General features: G+C 51.4%; 20 protein-coding genes. 16 read left to right on the top strand and 4 right to left on the bottom strand.

Annotated features, from left to right (window positions below; translation table 11 throughout):
• Positions 1-12: 12 nt before the first annotated feature.
• From pcaH to ABXG94_RS06850, 4 genes are read left to right on the top strand one after another with little or no spacing between them, the layout of a single operon-like run.
• Positions 13-741: a protocatechuate 3,4-dioxygenase subunit beta gene (pcaH, locus tag ABXG94_RS06865; RefSeq protein WP_353533093.1), complete on the top strand. Its 729-nt coding sequence runs from the start codon at positions 13-15 to the stop codon at positions 739-741.
• 2 nt (positions 742-743) lie between these two features.
• Positions 744-1,364 carry a protocatechuate 3,4-dioxygenase subunit alpha gene (pcaG, locus tag ABXG94_RS06860; RefSeq protein WP_353533092.1) on the top strand — a complete coding sequence of 207 codons (621 nt, stop codon included), beginning with the start codon at positions 744-746 and terminating at the stop codon, positions 1,362-1,364.
• 56 nt (positions 1,365-1,420) lie between these two features.
• Positions 1,421-2,266, top strand: a complete 846-nt coding sequence (locus tag ABXG94_RS06855; protein WP_353533091.1) for a 3-oxoadipate:acetyl-CoA acetyltransferase — start codon at positions 1,421-1,423, stop codon at positions 2,264-2,266.
• Between the two features lie 39 nt (positions 2,267-2,305).
• The gene (locus tag ABXG94_RS06850; RefSeq protein ID WP_353533090.1) at positions 2,306-3,364 is read left to right on the top strand and encodes a 3-carboxy-cis,cis-muconate cycloisomerase; all 1,059 of its coding nucleotides are present in this window, start codon (positions 2,306-2,308) and stop codon (positions 3,362-3,364) included.
• A gap of 191 nt (positions 3,365-3,555) precedes the next feature.
• On the opposite strand, the gene ABXG94_RS06845 is transcribed toward ABXG94_RS06850, so the two are convergent.
• Complete coding sequence (locus ABXG94_RS06845; RefSeq protein WP_353533089.1) at positions 3,556-4,308, bottom strand: GntR family transcriptional regulator; 753 nt, start codon at positions 4,306-4,308, stop codon at positions 3,556-3,558.
• A gap of 257 nt (positions 4,309-4,565) precedes the next feature.
• On the opposite strand from ABXG94_RS06845, the gene ABXG94_RS06840 reads away from it, so the two are divergent.
• The 12 genes from ABXG94_RS06840 to nrtS all read left to right on the top strand — a co-directional run bounded on the left by ABXG94_RS06840 (position 4,566) and on the right by nrtS (position 14,835).
• Positions 4,566-5,576 carry a TRAP transporter substrate-binding protein gene (locus ABXG94_RS06840; protein WP_353533088.1) on the top strand — a complete coding sequence of 337 codons (1,011 nt, stop codon included), beginning with the start codon at positions 4,566-4,568 and terminating at the stop codon, positions 5,574-5,576.
• A 61-nt stretch (positions 5,577-5,637) separates the two neighbouring features.
• Entirely contained in the window at positions 5,638-6,657 is a 1,020-nt protein-coding gene (gene dctP, locus ABXG94_RS06835; protein ID WP_353533087.1) for a TRAP transporter substrate-binding protein DctP, read from the top strand.
• A gap of 131 nt (positions 6,658-6,788) precedes the next feature.
• Positions 6,789-7,550, top strand: coding sequence for a glutathione S-transferase family protein (locus ABXG94_RS06830; RefSeq protein WP_353533086.1), 762 nt, complete (start codon positions 6,789-6,791; stop codon positions 7,548-7,550).
• 19 nt (positions 7,551-7,569) lie between these two features.
• Positions 7,570-8,109 (top strand): TRAP transporter small permease, encoded by a 540-nt coding sequence (locus ABXG94_RS06825; protein ID WP_353533085.1) that lies wholly within the window; start codon positions 7,570-7,572, stop codon positions 8,107-8,109.
• Positions 8,109-9,467, top strand: coding sequence for a TRAP transporter large permease (locus tag ABXG94_RS06820; protein WP_502901696.1), 1,359 nt, complete (start codon positions 8,109-8,111; stop codon positions 9,465-9,467). Before ABXG94_RS06825 ends, ABXG94_RS06820 begins: the two co-directional genes overlap by 1 nt.
• A gap of 18 nt (positions 9,468-9,485) precedes the next feature.
• On the top strand, positions 9,486-10,925 hold the full coding sequence (locus ABXG94_RS06815) for an aldehyde dehydrogenase family protein (protein ID WP_353533082.1): 1,440 nt from the start codon (positions 9,486-9,488) through the stop codon (positions 10,923-10,925).
• Positions 10,922-11,743, top strand: coding sequence for a glutathione S-transferase family protein (locus ABXG94_RS06810; RefSeq protein ID WP_353533081.1), 822 nt, complete (start codon positions 10,922-10,924; stop codon positions 11,741-11,743). The genes ABXG94_RS06815 and ABXG94_RS06810 overlap by 4 nt, the downstream gene beginning before the upstream one ends.
• A 14-nt stretch (positions 11,744-11,757) precedes the next feature.
• Positions 11,758-12,513: an SDR family NAD(P)-dependent oxidoreductase gene (locus tag ABXG94_RS06805; protein ID WP_353533080.1), complete on the top strand. Its 756-nt coding sequence runs from the start codon at positions 11,758-11,760 to the stop codon at positions 12,511-12,513.
• 13 nt (positions 12,514-12,526) lie between these two features.
• Positions 12,527-12,991 carry a cupin domain-containing protein gene (locus tag ABXG94_RS06800; protein ID WP_353533079.1) on the top strand — a complete coding sequence of 155 codons (465 nt, stop codon included), beginning with the start codon at positions 12,527-12,529 and terminating at the stop codon, positions 12,989-12,991.
• An 87-nt stretch (positions 12,992-13,078) separates the two neighbouring features.
• Positions 13,079-13,363 (top strand): DUF2218 domain-containing protein, encoded by a 285-nt coding sequence (locus ABXG94_RS06795; protein ID WP_353533078.1) that lies wholly within the window; start codon positions 13,079-13,081, stop codon positions 13,361-13,363.
• 1 nt (position 13,364) lies between these two features.
• Positions 13,365-14,546 (top strand): OsmC family protein, encoded by a 1,182-nt coding sequence (locus ABXG94_RS06790; protein ID WP_353533076.1) that lies wholly within the window; start codon positions 13,365-13,367, stop codon positions 14,544-14,546.
• 13 nt (positions 14,547-14,559) lie between these two features.
• Positions 14,560-14,835: a nitrate/nitrite transporter NrtS gene (nrtS, locus tag ABXG94_RS06785; RefSeq protein WP_353533075.1), complete on the top strand. Its 276-nt coding sequence runs from the start codon at positions 14,560-14,562 to the stop codon at positions 14,833-14,835.
• 334 nt (positions 14,836-15,169) lie between these two features.
• Here the strand turns inward: nrtS and ABXG94_RS06780 are convergent, their stop codons facing one another.
• Genes ABXG94_RS06780 through ABXG94_RS06770 form a run of 3 tightly spaced genes read right to left on the bottom strand, consistent with a single transcriptional unit; the run spans position 15,170 to position 19,475 of the window.
• Positions 15,170-16,402: an efflux RND transporter periplasmic adaptor subunit gene (locus ABXG94_RS06780; protein WP_353533074.1), complete on the bottom strand. Its 1,233-nt coding sequence runs from the start codon at positions 16,400-16,402 to the stop codon at positions 15,170-15,172.
• A 5-nt stretch (positions 16,403-16,407) separates the two neighbouring features.
• The gene (locus tag ABXG94_RS06775; RefSeq protein ID WP_353533072.1) at positions 16,408-18,771 is read right to left on the bottom strand and encodes an ABC transporter permease; all 2,364 of its coding nucleotides are present in this window, start codon (positions 18,769-18,771) and stop codon (positions 16,408-16,410) included.
• Entirely contained in the window at positions 18,768-19,475 is a 708-nt protein-coding gene (locus ABXG94_RS06770) for an ABC transporter ATP-binding protein (RefSeq protein WP_353533071.1), read from the bottom strand. The genes ABXG94_RS06775 and ABXG94_RS06770 overlap by 4 nt, the downstream gene beginning before the upstream one ends.
• Positions 19,476-19,598 lie beyond the last annotated feature (123 nt).

Here is a 19,598-nt window from a genome sequence, read left to right as displayed (position 1 = left end):
GAGACCCCGCTTATGTCAACAATGGGCGAATTCTACCAGAGGGACAGAGAAAGGCAGCCTGCCGCTCTTACCCCTGATTACAAGACCTCCGTAGCGCGGTCGCCGCAATACTCGATGATTTCGTTGCAAAATTCGGTAAGCGAAATCACTGGGCCGGTCTTTGGTCACAACGACATTAACCCCATCGACAACGATTTGATCCTGAACTACGCGAAACCCGGTGAAAGCCCGATTGGTGAACGTATCATATTACACGGACGTGTGCTTGATGAGAATGGTCGCCCAGTCCCCAATACCCTCGTGGAGGCTTGGCAGGCAAATGCGGGTGGGCGTTATCGTCACAAGAAAGACACTTACCTTGCACCGATTGACCCAAATTTTGGTGGTTGCGGTCGGACACTGACTGACGAAAATGGGTTCTATTTTTTCCGCACCGTGAAACCGGGAGCCTATCCATGGCGCAATTGGGTAAACAATTGGAGACCGGCTCACATTCACATGTCGATCTTTGGTACTGCATTTTCTCAGAGGCTAATCACGCAATGCTATTTCGAAGGTGATCCGCTGTTGGATAAGTGTCCGATTGTGAAAACCATTCCTTCGCAAGATGGTCGTGACAGCCTTGTTGCCGCGTTGGATCTCAACGCAACGATCCCGCTGGATTCGATTGCCTACAAATTTGATATTGTCCTGCGCGGCCGACGTTCCACGCTCTTTGAAAACCGTTTGGAGGGGAACTAATCATGGTACAAAAACTTGGTTATCTCAAGGAAACCCCCTCTCAAACTGCGGGTCCATATGTACATATCGGCTTGGCTCCAGGTGCTGCTGGGTTCGATATCTATGAGCAAGAGCTGGGTTGGGACATTGCCGGGCCGAATGCAGAAGGCAAGCGTATCCGAGTAGAAGGTCTCGTGTTTGACGGCATGGGGGCCCCGGTTAAAGATGTTTTGCTAGAGGCATGGCAGGCTAATTGCAACGGTCATTACGCGCACCCAGAAGGTGGTGGCGAAGTGGAAGAGGGCTTTCGGGGCTGGGGACGTGTGATCACCAATTTCGAGACCGGTGAATGGGCTTTTGAGACGGTTAAGCCAGGCCGCACGCGGGGGCGCAATGTCGGAATACAAGCGCCGCACATCAACCTGTGGATTGTCGCGCGCGGCATTAATATCGGCCTGAATACTCGCGTCTATTTTGCGGATGAAGTGGCTGCAAACTCGGAAGACCCTGTGCTGAACATCATTGAGTGGGAACACCGGCGGGCGACTTTGATCGCTAAGCGTTCAGAGCGCGACGGCGAAATCGTATATCGTTTTGACATTAGGCTGCAGGGCAAAGACGAAACTGTTTTCTTTGATATTTAAAAAATTCGACGTTGTGCCATTTAGGTATGACGTCGCTAACCAACAGGACACGTGACATGACGAAACCTTGCATAATCTGCTGTGCAATTACGGGCTCATTACCCCGTAAAGAAAACAATTCTGCGGTTCCGATCACCATTGATGAGCAAATTGAATCTACTCAGGAAGCCTTTGAAGCGGGCGCAAGTATCGTACACGCTCACGTGCGCAACGACGATCAGTCCACAACGTCAGATCCGGAAAAGTTTGCGCGCCTAAAAGAGGGACTGGAGAAACACTGCCCCGGTATGATCATCCAATTTTCGACAGGAGGTCGTTCAGGTGCTAACCAAGAACGAGGTGGCATGTTGCCATTGGGGCCTGATATGGCTTCGCTTTCGGTTGGGTCTAACAATTTTCCTACACGGGTTTACCAGAATAGTCCTGATCTGGTGGATTGGCTGGCCAGCGAAATGCGTACCCACAACGTCAAACCGGAGATCGAAGCTTTTGACCTGAGCCACATCCATCAGGCAGCACAGATGAACAAGGACGGGCGTGTACCAGGGGATTTATATATCCAATTTGTAATGGGTGTAAAAAACGCTATGCCCGTTGATCGACGGTCCTTTGACTTCTTCATTGAAACCGTAAATCGACTATCTCCTGGGGCAGAGTGGTGTGCTGCGGGGATAGGACGTCATCAAATTACCGTTAATGAATGGTGCGTTGCTGAAGGCGGACACTGCCGGACGGGATTGGAAGACAATGTTCGGATTGATAAGGATCGGCTTGCACCATCAAATGCTGCTCTGGTCAAGCGCGTCACTGAGTTCTGTAATCAATACAAACGACCCGTTGCCAGTTGGCGACAGGCTCGGGACATTTTGGGCCTTCCACAACCTAACTCGACAAATCCCTGATTTTCCCTGACTATCGGGCAGACAACCTCGGAGTACCTTGTGAATCCGCTGACTCAATCCAATCTATTTTTCTCTTCCCTTTTTGAAGACCCCGAAGTGACAGCAGTGTTCGAAACAGGGCGGACCTTCGCGCGCTTTTTAGCTTTTGAGATTGCTCTGAGTGAAGCACTTGCTGCGAGTGGTGCTGTGGATGTCAGTACCGCGAAGGCTGCGATAAAAAAGATGCACAGCTTTTCGCCGGATATGAATGCCATCAAGGTGGCTAGTCCCATCGACGGTGTTCCGGTTCCAGAGTTCCTGCGTCAGCTTAGAAAGCATGTAGGGGCTGATTTGACCCCGGCGGTGCATGTCGGGAGTACTTCTCAGGATTTGATTGATACTGCGACGGTGCTCGCGTTGAAAGAAGTGAACGACACATTTACAGCGCGGCTAGAAACCGCGATTGCAGGTATTGAACGCCTAATTGAGTCTCAAGGCAACAATAGCCTGATGGGGCGGACTCGCATGCAGGCCGCTCTACCAATCACAGTGAGACACCGCCTGGAGAATTGGGTCATTCCGCTTTATCGGCACAGAGATAGCCTGGCAGGTATGCGGAGTGATTTGCAAGTCCTGCAATTCGGTGGTGCTACAGGGGACCGGAGCGCCAACCGTGATAAGGTGGTGGAAATTGGTGCCGACTTGGCAAATAGGCTCGGGCTCACGGACCCAGGCTATGCTTGGCACAATGATAGAACGCGATTTGTAGCCTACGCAGGCTGGCTGTCCCTGGTCACTGGGAGTCTTGGGAAAATCGGTCAAGACATATGTCTTATGGCACAGCAGGGCATTGAGGAAATCACCCAATCAGGTGGCGGAACAAGCTCTGCCATGGCGCATAAACAAAACCCAGTAAAAGCCGAGATGTTAATCGCTCTGGCGCAATACAATGCTGGACAGCTTGCTCTTATGCACAATGCATTGATCCACGAACAGGAGCGTTCGGGCAGCGCATGGACATTGGAGTGGATGGTTCTCCCTGCCATGGTTTGCACTACGGGCAGGGCGCTGCAGATTGCGGTTTCGCAGTTGGACGAGATTTCTCGCGTTGGGTCGTAGCCATTTAAAATCTTATGAGGTAGCCAGTTGGTCTTGTAAGCTTAATAACCTAAAGAAAGCTCATTGAGCTTCAGTGATCTTTCGGCTTTTTTCGCAGACAAAGGGAAAAAAATCATCAATGGAGCGACCTTGCGTCGATATTTCGTCCCAAAAGAGGATTTGGCCACAATATACATGAGTGTAATTGTGGATTAGCCCTCTGAGTATGCAACCAAGTCCGCAACTGTTAGGCTGTCGTCTTTCCGTTCAAAGGTACGGATATAGTCCACCATTGTGTGTGAATGCTCTCGCATCATACCTTCTGCACGAACCGCATCACCTTTTTCAATTGCCTCATAAATCACCTGGTGTTGCGCATTTCCAAGATGGAGCCTGAACAGCCCACTCTCCATTGGATCTGAAGATTGAATTGTGGTGCGATCGAAGACCATGGATCCAGCTGCAAGCATGGGCAAGTGACTGATCTGCTCGCAGGCAAAGCCCACGTAGTCGTTCTCGCAGGCATTTAAGATTGAAGTATGAAAGACCCTGTTAGCTGCCTGAGCTTCACGTTTGGCGGAATCGCCTAATAGGCCATTTCTAAGTACGATATCTATTGTCTCAATCGCTTTTGCCATGTTTGGCAGGTGCTGGCAGCGAGTCTCGGACTGCGCCATAAGGCGTGCTGCGAGACTTTCCAAGTGTCCGCGGACCTGTACTGCTTGTAGAATCTCTTCCACGGTCGGGCTCACGACTGTATAGCCGCGTCCTTCACCTCGGCGGATGAGGCGCTCGCGCTCTAATATGCGTAAAGCCAGTCTAATTGGTGTACGCGAAACCTCGTAGATTTCGCTAAGTCGTGCTTCAGATAGGCGACCTCCTTCGTCGAAGGTGCCCATCATAATGTCACGCCGAATGCGCGTGGCGAGTGCTGTGTCAATAGATTCCATGTTGTCATTCATCATGCATGGGATCCCAAAGTCAAGAGGTTGAATATGTTGGAAATACGCAGTTACATAACGGGTTTCTCGCTCATTAAAGGATCCTGAAATGATATTTTAACGGTAAATATCACAGTTATTCGAAGTTTTTCCTTGATTTGGGATCCCATAATCGTGTTAACTCGCTAGCATTCGATGTGAGTCGAAAAAATTGGGAATCTTGATTTGTGATGGGATCCCAAGACGGAATGCGGCTCGCTTTACCCCTAGGGAGGACAACAATGAAACTTTCGCGTTTTATACTGAATGTTACGCTGGCATTGGGCCTGAGCGTTACTGCGCAAACTGCTGTAAGTGAAGAAATTAGCGTCGCAACTTTCCTGCCGCCGCAACATCATACAAATACCGGAATGTTCAAATGGTTTGGCGAAGAAGTTCAGCGCCGCTCTGGTGGCACATTGACCATGAAGCTCTATCCTGCAGGTCAATTGGGGGCCGGCCCGGTTCAACAGTATAAACGTGCTGTAGAAGGCGTCGCAGACATCACTTTCGGTGTTTCTGCGTATACGCCGACGCTCTTCCCAAAAACCATGCTGGGCATTCTGCCGGGGACAGCTGATACAGCAGATCAGTCGACCCGTGCGATATGGAATATTTTTGATGAGCACCTGGCAGACGAATATAGTGATGTGAAGGTTTTGGCAGTTGGAACCGTTGCGGGCAGTCTTCTTGCTGCAACACGGAATGTCTCCACGCTGGATGGTATGAAGGGTGCGAAAATCGTGCCTTTTGCCGCGATGACATCTCCAATCATCGAGGCGTTGGGTGCTGTTCCTGTGCAGATGCCCGTTACAGAAATGTATACCGGACTAAGCACTGGCACTATTGATGCGACCACGGCCTCTTACAACAATATTACTGCGCCTTGGAATTTCTGGGATGTTTCTGGGTATGTCGTAGAAAACGTACCTACGTCTTTCGCTGTGACCTATGCCGTGATGAACAAAGAGCGCTACATGAGCTTGTCTGATGGGCATCGAGCGATAATCGACGAGTTGGCGGGCCTTCCTATGTCGCTTGAACTTGCGAAAAGCTTTGATGGGGCTGATGAGGTGTCCAAGAAGATCATCTCCGAAACAACCGGCAAAAACTACGAGTGGATTGTGGTTTCAGAAGCAGAGCGCGCCAAAATGGATGCCGCTGTTGCCGATGGGCTAGAGGTCATCTTCGCCGACTACAAGAAGCGCGGGATCTCAAATGCTCAAGAAATCTACGGAGCGCTTAACCAGTAGATCACCAAGTATTGTGTCCCGAGCTTGGCTCTCGGCGCGCTATCTGAAGGAGGATTATACAATGACACTCAACAATCTGGGGCTGACTGTAGCCTTGATCAGCACCTTAAGCTTGACTGGCTTAACTGCAAAGGCTGAAGAGCTGAGCGTGGCAACATTTGTACCGCCAAGTCATGAAACTGTAACGGGTGCGTTGGCATGGTTTGAAAAAGAGATCGAAGAACGATCCGGGGGGACGCTTACCATGAAGTTGTACCCCGCAGGACAGCTTGGTGCGGGCCCGACGCAACAATACAAGCGCGCGGTCGAAGGGGTGGCGGACATCACTTTTGGAATTGCAGCTTCGACACCCACGATCTTTCCAAAGACGATGTTGGCAATCTTGCCTGGAAAGGCGGTTGATGCGATCGATTCTACTGAGAGGATGTGGACCATCTTCGAAGAACACATGGCGGACGAATGGTCCGACGTGAAAGTTCTTGCCGTTGGAAACCCCGCTGGTGGGATGATAATCTCTACCAAAAATGTCTCTACAATCGAAGGTATGAAGGGGGCCAAAATCGTACCCTGGGCTGCGATGACTGCGCCGGTAATAAAGGGGATGGGGGCGGTACCTGTTCAGTTAGATCCAACCGAACACTACACTGCGCTTAGCACTGGAACGATTGATGGAGCTATTTCTTCGATAAACAATATCATGCCGCCCTGGAATCTTGATGAGGTGGCTGACTTTGCCGTCGTCAACACTCCAGCCACATTCAATCCGGTCTTTTTTGTGATGAACAAAGAGCGTTACCAAAATCTAAGTGACGCGCATAGAGCGATTATCGATGAAATTTCTGGATTGCCGTTTTCGATTGAGCTCGCTCGCTCGTTTCAAGACGCGGATGAATCGGCCTTGAAGTGGAAAGACGAGCGGATCGCAGAAGGAAAGCTCAATGTCGAGTGGATCGAGGTTTCGGCGGAGGAGCGCGCCAAAATGGAAGCCGCTGCCGCCGCGGGCATGGAACAAATCTATGCCGACTACGCCTCGCGCGGTGTTTCTAACGCTAGAGAAATATATGGAGCGCTGAACCAGTAGCGTACCGGAATGGTGTCGCGGGTTACAGCGCGGCACCTATCCGCCAATAACTTTTTGGCGTCGGATTGTAAGCAATCCAGTTCCAAGATGTTTTTGTGTCATGCACGGCAATTCTGAAAGGGAGTTCTGCAATGGTCGTTATTGTTCCTTCAAACAAATCGGTAGAGTCTTTTGAGGGGCTGCACCTTTATCACGGTGCGATTTCAAATTGCTCAATGAGAGTACGGATAGCTTTGATCGAAAAAGGACTGGATTGGGAAAGTCATCATCTCGATCTACTGAAAAAGGAGAACATAACCGAAGAGTATTTTGGTATTAACCCGAATGGTTTGGTGCCGACTTTGATCGACAACGGCGTGGTTCACATCGAGTCAAATGATATTATTGACTACCTGGATGATGTCTATCCGGAGCCCTCGTTGCGCGCTGAAAACAATGACGAAATGATGGAGTGGTTGCATTTAGCGGCAGCGATACACGTGCCAGCGTGCAAGCCATACGTTTATGCAACAAAAATGGCCGCAAAGATTAAGAAAACTGCGGAAGAACAAGCAAAATACGACGCGCTACAAAAGAATCAGGAACTGAAAGAGTTTCATGACAAACACTCTGGAGACAAAAGCTTCAGTACCAGTGATTTCGACAAAGCCAAGGCGATTTTGGGAGCGTGTTTTGCCAAGCTCGAAATGACCTTGGAGGGTCGCAATTGGATTATGGGCGACCAGTTTACACTGGCAGATATTTCGTGGATCCCACTCCACTTCGTTATCGACGCCTGTGGGTATGACTTCGGGAAATTTCCGAATGTCCAAAAGTGGGCTGCAGCATTCCAAACCAAAGAAAGCTATCAACAAGGCGTCCTAAAGTGGTGTCCTGACTTTTCTCAAGTTTGACCAAGAAATCGAGGCACTTATGTCGAGCGAAATCGAAAAATTTCCCTTAATAGAGCAACTTGACCGAGTTTTGACTTGGGTATCCCTGTTCTGTGGCGGGCTGACCCTTGTGTTCATGACTGGCTTCTCGGTTTGGAACGTCCTGATCATGCGCAAGGCGCTGAACTCTCCTATTGTCGGTGCAGAGGATCTTTTGATCTTGTCGCTTGTCGTAATAGTGGCGCTGTCCATCCCTCTAGGAGCGCGAACCGGGGCCCATATCGAGATAGAAGTACTTGAGGCGCGCATGTCCAAAGGCTTCGCAAAATGGTCCATGATAGCAGTCAAGCTACTTGGCTTTGGACTTCTTTGCGTGATGGCACAACAACTATTGCACGCTGGTCAAAACGCCGTGCGCTTTGGCGAAACCACTCAGCAGCTTCTGATCTCGTTTGAACCATTCTACTACCTTCTAGCGGCCTCGTCGTCGTTCTATGCCTTGGTGCTGGTGCTCGATATCTGGCAACTAATGCAGTCTGACCAGGTCGTGAAATTGAAAATTGGGGAGGGCGAACTGTGATTAGCATGACGCTTCTAGGCCTATTGGGCCTGCTGAGCCTTTTTGTTCTTTTGGCACTTCGGATGCCCGTTGCGCTGTCGATGCTAGGCGTCGGATTTGTTGGCACAATCATAGCCAACGCAAACAAGTTTATCGCCGTGGGAATGGCTGAAGACCAGGCTTGGGCGCGCGGATTTAAAGTCGCATACTCCAATATAGCTGGTGAAACCTTTGAGGCTGCTTCAAACTATAACCTATTGGTTATCCCGATGTTCATACTGATGGGGAACTTAGCAGGCGTTTCTGGCATGTCTAACGACTTGTTCGCAGCAGCATATCGTTGGATGGGCCACTTGCGTGGCGGTTTAGCTTCAGCAACCATCGCCGCCTGTGCTGGATTTGCGGCGCTTTCGGGATCGTCACTGGCATCTGCAGTCACCATGGGTCGTGTGGCTCTACCGGAAATGAAACGTTATAAATACTCCGATAGCCTCGCCACTGGCTCTGTTGCAGCAGGGGGCACACTGGGGTTTTTGATCCCTCCTTCAGGGGGCATGATCATCTATGCGGTGCTGACAGAGCAATCGATTGGACGGCTCTTCATGGCAGGAGTGTTCCCAGGCATCATCTTGACCCTGCTGTTCATCGGAGCGATCTATTTCGTTGTGGTGCGCAATCCTGAGGCCGGTCCGCGTGGTGAACGCTTTGATCGTGCAGAAAGAATCGCTTCATTGTGGCGTGCCGTTCCAATTATCGCAGTAGTTCTCGTGACCATTGGCGGCATGTACACGGGTTTCTTTACACCTGTTGAAGCTTCTTCGGTTGGTGCCTTTTTCACCTTTCTGGTGGCCGCTTGGCGCCGTTCATTGAAATGGAAAGCTTCAAAGGCTGTGATCGTTGAAACGATGAATGCAACTGCAACCGTCTTCATGATCATCATCGGTGCATTCGTGTTTATTCCTTTCATGTCACTGACGGAACTACCCGCCCAATTGGTTACTATTCTGACGTCGCTTCCAATTGGTGAAATCGGCATTCTTTTGATCGTCGTTCTAATCTATATGTTTCTTGGCATGTTCCTTGAAGCCATGGCTATGCTGGTGTTGACCATTCCGGTGGTGATCCCAATCGCCGTTGCCCTGGACTGGGACCTGATCTGGTTCGGCATCATCGTGGTAATCGTGCTCGAGATGGGCATGATCAGCCCGCCCGTTGGAATCAACGTCTTCATTGTGAAGTCCATCGCCCCGGATGTGCCCATGAGCCACATCTTCCGTGGAATCTGGCCTTTCTGGTTCGCCATGGTTGCGATGATTGGTCTTCTCATCCTCTTCCCGCAAATCGCGCTGTTCTTACCGCAAGCCGTTGTCGGCGGATAGCAAATCTAGGAGCTAAAAATGGACACCAAAACAACAATTACCTCGCTTCAACACTTTATTGGTGGCGCGTGGGTCGATGCCGAAGATGGTGCAACGTTTGAGGATTTAAACCCGCTGGATGACAGGCTTTATACTCTTGCGGCCAAAGGGAGCAGTGCAGATATGCGCAAAGCGGTGGGAGCTGCAAAAGAGGCGTTCCCAGGATATAAGAAAACCCTGCCCAAAGAGCGCGAACTTTGGTTGCTCCGCGTTGCAGAAATCATGGAACAGCGCAAAGATGAACTCATCAACTGCCTTGTGGATGAAATTGGTTCTCCGTTCCAAAAGGCCATGTTTGAGTTTGACAAGGGCCTGACTATGATCCGTGCAGCGGCGGGTATCTGCCGAAATGTGCGTGGGGAGACCATTCCTTCTGATGCTCCGGGCAAGTTTTCAATGTCTATTCGAGAGCCGCTTGGTGTAGTGGCTGTCATCACGCCGTTCAACGTACCATTGATTAAAACCACCCGGCTAGTGGCTAATGCTCTGGCAGTGGGAAATACCGTTGTACATCTCCCTTCCGAAATGGCACCGCATCTAACAGTTCTCTTTGCTGAGATCGTGGCCGAAGCCGGTTTTCCACCCGGCGCGTACAATGTCGTCACGGGCTTTGGGCACGAAATCGGCGACGATCTGACGGGGCATAAGGACGTGGATTTTGTGACCTTCACCGGGTCATCAGTTGTCGGTCAGCACATTAATGAGATTTGTGCGAAGAACAAGACACCGAACACGCTGGAGTTAGGGGGTAAAAGCCCAACCGTAATTCTCGCGGACGCGGACTTGAATGAAGTAGTGCCACTCGCTGCGCGTTCGATTTACATGTTTGCTGGCCAAGCCTGCATAGGCTCAAGTCGCTTCTATGTAGAACGTCCACTCTATGACGAGTTCGTCGAGCGTTTTTCAATGGTGGCAACCAAAATTGGAATGGGTGATCTTCGTGACCCAAAGACTGTTATTGCTCCAATTATCTCCGAGAGACAGCGGAAGCGAGTGGCCGATCACATCCAAGATGCGGTTGCTAAGGGTGCGAATATCGTTGCCGGTGGCAATTGGGAAGGCAATCGTTGTCAGGCAACGCTTTTGACCGACGTGACCGAAGAAATGACGGTTTGCAAAAGCGAAACCTTTGGACCTGTGAGCTCCATCTATCCAATTGATAGCTATGAGGAAGGGCTCGAAAAGGCAAATGATTCAGAGTACGGCCTGTCCTCGGCGATCTTCACCAAAGACATCAATAAAGCTTTCCATTTTGCGCAAAATATTGGTGCTGGGATGTGCCACATAAATGGGCCGACCATCCATGACGAGGCGCATGTGCCATTTGGAGGCAACGGAGAATCCGGTGTTGGGCGGGAGGGCACGGATGCCGATATGGAAGCAATGACAGAACTGAAATGGGTTACGGTGCAGCTATGACTTTTACACTTTATCACCACGGTTCCTCGGTTTGCGCTGCAAAAGTACGCTTTGCTTTGGACGAGAAGGGAATCGATTGGGATGGCAAATATATCGATATTCTAAAAGGTGAACAGTTTGATCCTGAGTATATGAAACTCAATCCAAAGGCAGTTGTTCCAACGTTGGTCCATAATGAAACTGTGATAACGGATTCCACCGTTATTTGTGAGTATCTAGATCACATCGTGCCTGAAAACCCGATGCATCCGTCTGACCCATGGGAATATGCACAAGTTCGCTATTGGACCAAGGCGGTTGATGAAGATCTGCACCCAGCCTGCGGTGCGATGACTTTCGTTTGTTCACATCGTCATACGGTTTTGAAGAACTTGGGCGAAGATGGCGTGAAAAAGTTCCTTGCCTCAACGCCACCAATTTCTGTGACGTCGGATTGGAAGAGTCAAAAAGATGGGTTCACGCGTTATGGTTTCAAAGCAACTGGGGCCACCGAAAAGGTAAGACTTTACGACACCTATCTGCATAAGATGGAAGATGCGCTGAGTGATGGTAGCGACTGGCTGGTTGGAAATAAATTCTCGATTGCCGACGTGGCTATGACCCCATACGTGAACCGCCTCGCAATGATGTCGATGCGAGATATGTGGGAGAACGGCCGGCTGCCGAATGTTGAAAACTGGTTTTCGCGCATCGAAGCTCTGCCTAACTTCAAGAAGTGTTTCCTGGATTGGGTGCCTGAAGACTTGACGAATGATTTACGCGAAAACGGTGCCAAAAGCTGGCCCGAGGTCGCCAAAATTCTTGAAATCGAAATTTGAGACTGGAGGATGTTATGGGACGCCTAGAAGGAAAAACTGCTGTCATCACCGGCGCAGCTCGCGGAATCGGCGCAGTGATGGCCACTCGCATGGCTGAAGAAGGTGCAAATGTTGTGGTCACGGATGTGTTGGATACCGCAGACACAGTTGCGGCGATCAAAAGCACGGGCGGTTCTGCGATCGGATTAAACGTTAACATCACTTCGGACGATGACCTTGCCACCATGGTCCAAGCTACCGAAAAGGAATTTGGTAGGCTAGATATTCTCGTCAACAACGCATCTATTTTTGCAGCGCTTGAACCAAAACCGTTTATGCAGATCGACAATGACGAATTTGACAAAGTTATGCTCGTAAACGCTCGTGGTGTGCATCAGGCAACCAAGGCGGTCGTCCCAGCTATGTTACGAGCCGGCGGTGGCAAAATTGTTAATATTGCTTCAGGGACCTTCTTTTACGGTCCTCCTGGTTTGTCGCATTACACCGCATCAAAAGGGGCGGTCATTGCGTTGACCCGCTGCTTTGGTCGCGAGCTTGGAGACAAGAACATCCAAGTTAATGCGATTGCACCGGGTTTGACTGAAAGTGAAGCGCTTCAGGGCCACGCTGGCTTTGATCCGGCGCGCGCGCCAACTGTCCAGTCTCGTTCGATAAAGCGTGAAATGCTGCCTGAAGACCTGCTAGGGTCGCTTATGTACCTGATCACGCCAGACAGCAATTTTGTGACGGGCCAGACGTTGAACGTGGACGGTGGCAAAGTAAACCTCTGATCGGATGCAGGTGATGAGCAAGCGATATTCATATGTTCCGGCGGGTGGCGGGACAAATTACGAATGGTCCGCAGACCACACATTTGTCAAAGTCTCGTCCGCAGATACCGGCGGACATTACACTCTGATGGAGGACAACTTGGAAGCCAATTTCAAGTTGGGTCTTCATTTGCATTGTTACCATGCTGAGACCTTTTATATATTAGAAGGTTCGGTCGATTTTTACATTGACGGAGACTGGATGACAGCAGCGCTAGGGACCTGTCTTCATGTTCCGCCCGGGGTCGAACACGCTTGCATCATATCTGAAGGCTGCGACGCTGCACGCATGCTGATGATCTACCAGCCATCTGGTTTTGATCAGTACCTCGAAGAGCTTGTCAAATTCAGCGACGCAGATTTTGAGAACAATGCAAAAGTGGCTGCACTAAACAAGAAATACGACATCGTGAATGTTGGACCAGTTCCAGCACGCTAGTCTCACCGGGCTAAGCCTTGTTGGGTTGGCTTCAATTCCAAGTCGCTGATCAAACACGACTCAGCGCAATTAAATTCGGAGAAACCTATGAAACACGTTTCATCGGCAAAAATTACTACGCCCAATGCCAGCGGATACCTTCAGCAGTTGTGCAAGCATTTTGGCCACAAAATTGATGTGGTGTTTTCCTCGCATGAGGGGAAGATCCTGTTTCCATTTGGAAGCGCTGAAATGATTGCAAAGGCAGACCAACTGGTGATGGTTCTTCGCGCAGAAGACGCTGAAGCCCTGGCCAAACTACAGCAAGTGATGTCCAGCCACCTAACACGGTTTGCGTTTCGTGAAGACTTACAAATCAAATGGAGTAACTGAGATGGCCAAAATCGGCGAAGATATGATCGGGACCAGTGACCTTCCTCCCTTTTTTAAAGTCGCAAATGCGGATGAAGTCAGCATCGACGCACCCGAAAATCGCAAGGGGGACGCACTTCGTACCTGGGTTCGCAGCCTGAGTGGATTTCAGAAAGAAGCACTTGTTCGCTCTGCCAAAACCGGCCAAACTTGGCGCCTTGTCAGCGATGAAGGCCCTTATCTGAACGGTCATGACGCTGCGCCATGCCCTTTGGCTTTCTTATCGTCAGGCATGGTCGCAAGTTACATGAACGAAATCATTGCACTAGCTGAATTGCAGGGCGTGGAAATCCGCAAACTGAAACTGATCCAAGACAACTACTACACGATGAAAGGCTCTATGCCGAAGCGGACCATGGTTGGCGGGGCAGAGCCTGTAGAGCTACTCGTAGAAATTGACTGCGACTTGCCGGATGGCGAACTTAATACTTTCCTAATGAACGCAATTCACGCATCGCCTTTGAACGGGCTGATGCGCGGCCAATTGGAAAGTCTCTTTAAGCTCGGCAAAAACGGACAAGAACTGCCAACTGCCAATGTTGCAGAGTTGGACGTGTCGCTCTTTCCTGACCCAGGCAACCACTTTGCCAAATCCGACGCTACGGTTGATGATCTGCTGCATATGGAACCCATAGGCCCGACCCCGAAAAAAAATGTTGTTTTGGGTACTTCAGCGGGCGCGTCTTCCTTGGCCGCCGAACAAGATCGCCGGTTGAATATCGGTGCTGTGGCGGTGTTGCGTGAAGATGGGGTCAAGGATATCCAGCAGATGCAATATTCTCCGTATGGGACATCCTTTCGTTTTCTGTCATCAGAAGATGGGCGTGCGCCGGATGCCAATTCCCTCATTTCTGCGGGTATTGGTTTCTGCTTTATGACCCAGTTCGGACGCTTTGTGAGTATGCTGAAGCTGGATCTGCCGGACTACCGTATCGTTCAGGACACACATTTCTCTCTTGGAGGCGCATCTGGGGGCACCGGAAAAGCAGGGCAGGCGGACCCTATCGAAACACATGTCTATCTGCTGACCTCTGAGTCTGATGAAATCGCTCAAGAGATGCTGGATATCTCTGAACAGACTTGTTTCCTACACGCCTTCTGCCGCACTGATTTGAAAACTAAGCTGCGGGTCAAACGGGTATAAGAGCTTGGAAATAATGACGATTTCCAAATCTAAGAATGGGTTCTTTGCCATTGCTACGACACGAACGGTAGCTGTGCGTGCCGTTCGTGTCGCCTCAGTCGTTGGCGTTGTGCTTGCCTTTTTGAACCACGGAGATCGATTGCTTTCAGGCCATATTGATTTGGCAACATATCTCAAAATCGCACTCACGTTCTTGGTGCCATATTGCGTGTCGACCTATTCTTCAGTCCTAGCGGTGCGCGAAAGTATGCAATCCGTTGAGGGAGATCGTTTACCAAGCAAACGTTGAGAGGAGACCAGCCTATGGCCGACTAGGAAATCTCGGTTGTTTTTTTACCTCCGCATCCCAGTCAATTCGTCGGGCAGCCCAACGGCTTCGCCTTAATGGTAGGCTTGGAGGCCTTCGTCTCCGCCAATACTTTCACAGACCGAAAATCGCTTTGACACCTTGAGTGCCATTGTGGTTTCGCGGGGTGGAATATTTGTGTGCCGACGGTAAATAATAAGATCGATTTTGACAAATATCGCCCGCTTAAATGGCAAGTCGGGTCACAGTTTTCTGGCTTTTTGTTGCCCCTTGGTTGCCCCCTCGCGACTAAGCTGTTTTATCATTAATGCCAGATCTAATTGATCACCCGTTCCGCCACTCGCATGTCTTGAGAGAGGCCGGAGGCTGGGTAGAGGATAACGTGTTCCTCGTTTGCGACACCATTTAGAACCTGCGCTTTGAAACCATTGTTTGGTCCAATTTCCACGGGGCGCAACACGGCGCGGCCTTCTTTGACCACAAAGACAGCCCATTGATCCTGATTGCGAAAAAGTGCGCTGGCGGGCACCACCAAAGTATCCTGCTCTTGCCAGACCACAATTTGGGTTTCCACGCGGAACCCATGCCCAAGCCCGGTATAATCCTGCGGTTTGCTGGCAAATCCAATCACCGCGTTGACCCGTTGTTCTTGCACGCCAAGTGCGGAGAACTGCGTGATGCCAAAGGGATCTACCCGGATCACTTCGCCATTTAATTTGGTTGCACCACCCCAATCGGTTATGAGCACCGGGTCACCAATCGTCACCTGAACTGCGTCTGTCGAGAGCAATTCGACCACGATCTCCAGATCATTTTCAATATTGCCAATCTCCATGATGGGGGCACCAGCAGGCAACGATGTTTCGCTTTGCTGCACCACTCTTAAGATCCGCCCATCGGTCGGAGCATAAAGCGGGATATCGTCAGAGGCCGTGCCAAGCGAGGAGGCAAGTCTGGGGTTGTCAAAGCCAATTAACTGCGCGCGGGCATTGGTGATTTCGGCTTCGCGCATGGATATTGCGGCTTCGGCTGTATCGACATTGGCCGCTGTTACCCGCGCAGCTTGGCGGGCGCGATCAAGCGCGGCATCACTCGAAATCTCGCGTTTTACAAGCTGCTCTGTGCGGGCAAGCTCTGCTTGGCTCAGGTCGCGGTTTGCCAGCGCCGCATTCAGATCAGCGCGGGCGACCCGCAGGGCCGCTTCGGCTGCGGTCACAGCGGCCTGTGCCTGTTCGCGGGTGCGCACGTCAAGCGCAGAGGGATTGGTAGGCCGCATATGGGCAACAACGGTTTCGCCACGTACAACCCGATCGCCGGGTTGTACGCTGACCCGTTGCAGTTGCCCCGCAACTGGGGTGGAAACCACATAGGCGTCACGCACCCGTGTCCGGCCTTCTTCGGCGATGGTTAATTGTAATTTCTCACGTGTGACCACGCCCATATCAACCAACAGTGGCTTGGGCCAAAAAGCCGCCGTCAAAGTCCCGATAACCAAAAGGGCGGAGACCGCGGTTAGGATCAGTCTGGACCGTTTTTTTGCTTTGGCCATGACCTCTACTCCCTTGTTTTTAAAGCCGAGACAAGATCTGCTCGGTCAATATCACGTTTCACAAGCCAACCTGAAATCACAGCTGCGCCGATCACCACCATGGCAGCAAACCCATAGCTGGCCGGGTCAAAAATGGCGGGGATTTGGTACAGCTCGCTAGAAAACCCAGCCGCAATCAAAAAGGACAGATAATAACCGAGGATACCGCCAATCGGCAAAGCGACGAGCGTCACAACCGCCAGCTCGCCAAGCAGTACAAAAGCGGTTTCTGAACGGGAAAATCCGATGACCCGTAGGCTGGCAAGATCACGAGACCGCTCTGCATAGGCAATCCGAGCGGCATTATAAACAATGCCAAAAGTGATCACAAAGGCGATCAGCCCCATAACATACCGAATGGCACCGGCACCGGTGTTCATCAGGGTTTGAAACGCCACTTCGGCCTGCGATTTCAGACTGACGCCGGCGACCGTTGGCATGTCTTTGAGCCGTTCAAAGATGGTTTGCGCTTTGGTTTGGTCAAGCGATAGATACGCGCCAGAGACCCGGTTTGGTTCGCGTAAAGCACGATTGAGCGCGGCAAGATCCATATAAGATGGAGACCCAAGCAGGCTTTCAGCCACGGCCGTGACCGGGATGTGCAACACCGGCTGCCGCCCTTCGCGCACATCAACGGTCAATATGTCGCCGGGGCCTATTTGCAGCAGATCGGCCAAAGCCGTCGACAACACAATGCCCGAATTGTGCAATGGGATCTCTGTAAGGTTTGCGTCCAAAGCCCGCCGTAGCCGCGCCTTGGGCGTCAGTCCAGTGACCACCCCGCGAAAGCTGTGGCGTCCATGGTAAAGCACGGCGGGCACGTGGCGCACCGGTTCGACCAAAGCCATGCCAGGCATGCGGCGCAGGCTAAATATTGCGGACTCTGACACTGCGTGATTGAAACTTACAGTCGCATCGCTGCGGTCCAGAACGTTGAATGTCAGGTCAATCGTGCGGTCAAATCCAGCATAAATCGTGATCATAGAAACACTGAGGGCCATGCCACAGGCGATGCCGATCATCGCCCCAAACATCCGGCCTGGTTGTCGCATCAGGCGGCGCAGCACCATGCGCGAAGGCTGATCCAGCCAAGCATTCAACGCCTGACCAAATTGACCCGTGCGGCTGTAATCGGCGGGGGCAGGCGGGCGCATCGCCGCGGCAGGGGTCAGTGCAAAAACGTTGCGCAGAACCAAAATGCCGCCAACAGAGGCTGCCAAAATGCTGACGCCAAAGCCAATCACAAATGATGCCGGGTCAAGCTGAAACACCAGAAACGGAAATTTAAAATAGGTGATATAGACCTGAATAAGAGCCCGACCACCGGCGATGCCCATCAAGCATCCGGCCAAGGCCCCACCCACTGCAATCACCAGCACAAATTTGAAATAATGCGTTCCAACTTCAAGATTGCTGTAGCCAAAGGCCTTCATCAGACCGATTTCTTCGCGTTCAGACTGCACCATCCGGTTGACGACGATATAAAGCAAAAACGCGGCCACAGCCAAAAAGATCGGCGGCACGCTGGTGCTTGCCGCAGACAAGCCGCCGATTTCTTCGCTGACAAATCTGTTGGACATCTGATCTGCCAGTGGAAAGGCTCCGGTGCCGCCATAGGGTTTTAAAATCCGGTCTACCGCATCCAAAACCGCAGCTTCATTTGCACCGCGCGACAGTGACAACAAGATTTCGTTGAAGGCTCCCTCCATGTCATGGGCTGCGGCAAGGGCAGAGCGGCTCATCCAGATCACACCAAAGCGCGCATCATCTGGGATCATTTCGCCGGGGGCGGTTGTGTACAGAAACTCGGGGCTTTGGGCGAGCCCAACAATGTCAAAACTGCGTCGTGCTCCATTCATTGTGGCATGTAACTGATCGCCGGGCCGCAACCCATGGGCTTTGGCAAAGGACTGCAAAAGCAATATCTCTGCGGTGCGGTCGCTGTCGATCATCCGGCCGCTGGTCAGAAACACATCGTTTAGACGGGCCATGCGCAGGTCTGGTAAGGACACAGCGCGCGCTTGCACCGGTAAATCGACATTTGGCAAATCAATCAGTGCCCCACCATTGACGCGTGGCTCTACTGCGCGCACCCCGTCAATGGTGCTTAAACGGGTGGTCAGCCGGTTGGGCGCGCGTGTGACAGGTGCAAAAATATCGGCCAGTCGGTACCGCTCGTAATAGGCCGTGCGGGTTTCGTTTAAAGATGTCACGAGGCCCGTCATCATCACCAACATGCCGACCCCAAAGGCGATCACCAGGCCAATGGCAATAACCTGACCTTTCATGTGCCACAAATCGCGCAGCAATTTATGATCCAGCGGGCTCACCACTCAATCTCTTCTGGGGTTCGTTTTGTGTGGTTTTTCACAATGTCGCGAATGCCACCATCTGCAAAATGAATTACCCTGTCGGCCATCGCGGCTTGGCTGGCTGCATGGGTGACGATCAACACTGTGGCACCTAGCTTTTCATTCACGTCTTTTAAGACGTTTAAAACAGAGCGACCGGTGCCGCTGTCCAGCGCGCCAGTTGGTTCGTCACAAAACAGCACCGTTGGCTGCTTTGCAACCGCGCGCGCAATCGCCACACGCTGTTGTTCGCCACCCGACAATTGTGCCGGAAAGTGATCAACCCTTTCGCGCAGCCCAACCAATTCCAGCGCCTTATCCGGATCCATCGGGTCCCGCGCGATTTCTGTGACGAGCTCAACATTTTCCCGCGCCGTCAAACTGGGCATAAGATTGTAAAACTGAAACACAAACCCCACGTGGTCACGGCGATAACGGGTCAGTTGCTTGTCACTCATCAGCGACAAGTCCTGATCCTGAAAAAAAGCCTGCCCATCTGTCGCCTGGTCCAGACCGCCGATGATATTTAGCAATGTGGATTTCCCGCTGCCCGACGGCCCCAACAGGACGACAATCTCTCCTTGTGGAATGTCCAAATCGACACCACGCAGCGCGTGCACTGCTGAGCGTCCTTCGCCATATACTTTGGTCAATCCTCTGGTCGAAAATGTGTTTTGCGTCATTTTATCTGTGCCACCGAGCTGTTCGGTTTTGACTTCTCGTGACTGAAAGTAAAGGTCTCAATGCCAAACATGTCAATGTCGCTATATGTCCACCCTCGGTGGGCTTTGCGTTTGGCAACCTCG

Source organism: Cognatishimia sp. WU-CL00825 (assembly GCF_040364665.1).
Lineage (GTDB): Bacteria > Pseudomonadota > Alphaproteobacteria > Rhodobacterales > Rhodobacteraceae > Cognatishimia.
The sequence above is the reverse complement of the archived record's forward strand: the minus strand, read 5'-3'. Positions and strand labels throughout refer to the sequence as shown.

Excerpts from the sequence above, each read along its gene's own strand:
- ABXG94_RS06800 (WP_353533079.1), top strand. The coding sequence starts at position 12,527 with ATGAGCAAGCGATATTCATATGTTCCGGCGGGTGGCGGGACAAATTAC.
- ABXG94_RS06795 (WP_353533078.1), top strand. The coding sequence starts at position 13,079 with ATGAAACACGTTTCATCGGCAAAAATTACTACGCCCAATGCCAGCGGA.
- ABXG94_RS06830 (WP_353533086.1), top strand. The coding sequence starts at position 6,789 with ATGGTCGTTATTGTTCCTTCAAACAAATCGGTAGAGTCTTTTGAGGGG.
- pcaG (WP_353533092.1), top strand. The coding sequence starts at position 744 with ATGGTACAAAAACTTGGTTATCTCAAGGAAACCCCCTCTCAAACTGCG.
- ABXG94_RS06855 (WP_353533091.1), top strand. The coding sequence starts at position 1,421 with ATGACGAAACCTTGCATAATCTGCTGTGCAATTACGGGCTCATTACCC.
- dctP (WP_353533087.1), top strand. The coding sequence starts at position 5,638 with ATGACACTCAACAATCTGGGGCTGACTGTAGCCTTGATCAGCACCTTA.
- ABXG94_RS06815 (WP_353533082.1), top strand. The coding sequence starts at position 9,486 with ATGGACACCAAAACAACAATTACCTCGCTTCAACACTTTATTGGTGGC.
- ABXG94_RS06790 (WP_353533076.1), top strand. The coding sequence starts at position 13,365 with ATGGCCAAAATCGGCGAAGATATGATCGGGACCAGTGACCTTCCTCCC.
- ABXG94_RS06770 (WP_353533071.1), bottom strand. The coding sequence starts at position 19,475 with ATGACGCAAAACACATTTTCGACCAGAGGATTGACCAAAGTATATGGC.
- ABXG94_RS06780 (WP_353533074.1), bottom strand. The coding sequence starts at position 16,402 with ATGGCCAAAGCAAAAAAACGGTCCAGACTGATCCTAACCGCGGTCTCC.
- pcaH (WP_353533093.1), top strand. The coding sequence starts at position 13 with ATGTCAACAATGGGCGAATTCTACCAGAGGGACAGAGAAAGGCAGCCT.
- ABXG94_RS06840 (WP_353533088.1), top strand. The coding sequence starts at position 4,566 with ATGAAACTTTCGCGTTTTATACTGAATGTTACGCTGGCATTGGGCCTG.
- ABXG94_RS06805 (WP_353533080.1), top strand. The coding sequence starts at position 11,758 with ATGGGACGCCTAGAAGGAAAAACTGCTGTCATCACCGGCGCAGCTCGC.
- ABXG94_RS06845 (WP_353533089.1), bottom strand. The coding sequence starts at position 4,308 with ATGATGAATGACAACATGGAATCTATTGACACAGCACTCGCCACGCGC.
- nrtS (WP_353533075.1), top strand. The coding sequence starts at position 14,560 with ATGACGATTTCCAAATCTAAGAATGGGTTCTTTGCCATTGCTACGACA.
- ABXG94_RS06810 (WP_353533081.1), top strand. The coding sequence starts at position 10,922 with ATGACTTTTACACTTTATCACCACGGTTCCTCGGTTTGCGCTGCAAAA.
- ABXG94_RS06825 (WP_353533085.1), top strand. The coding sequence starts at position 7,570 with ATGTCGAGCGAAATCGAAAAATTTCCCTTAATAGAGCAACTTGACCGA.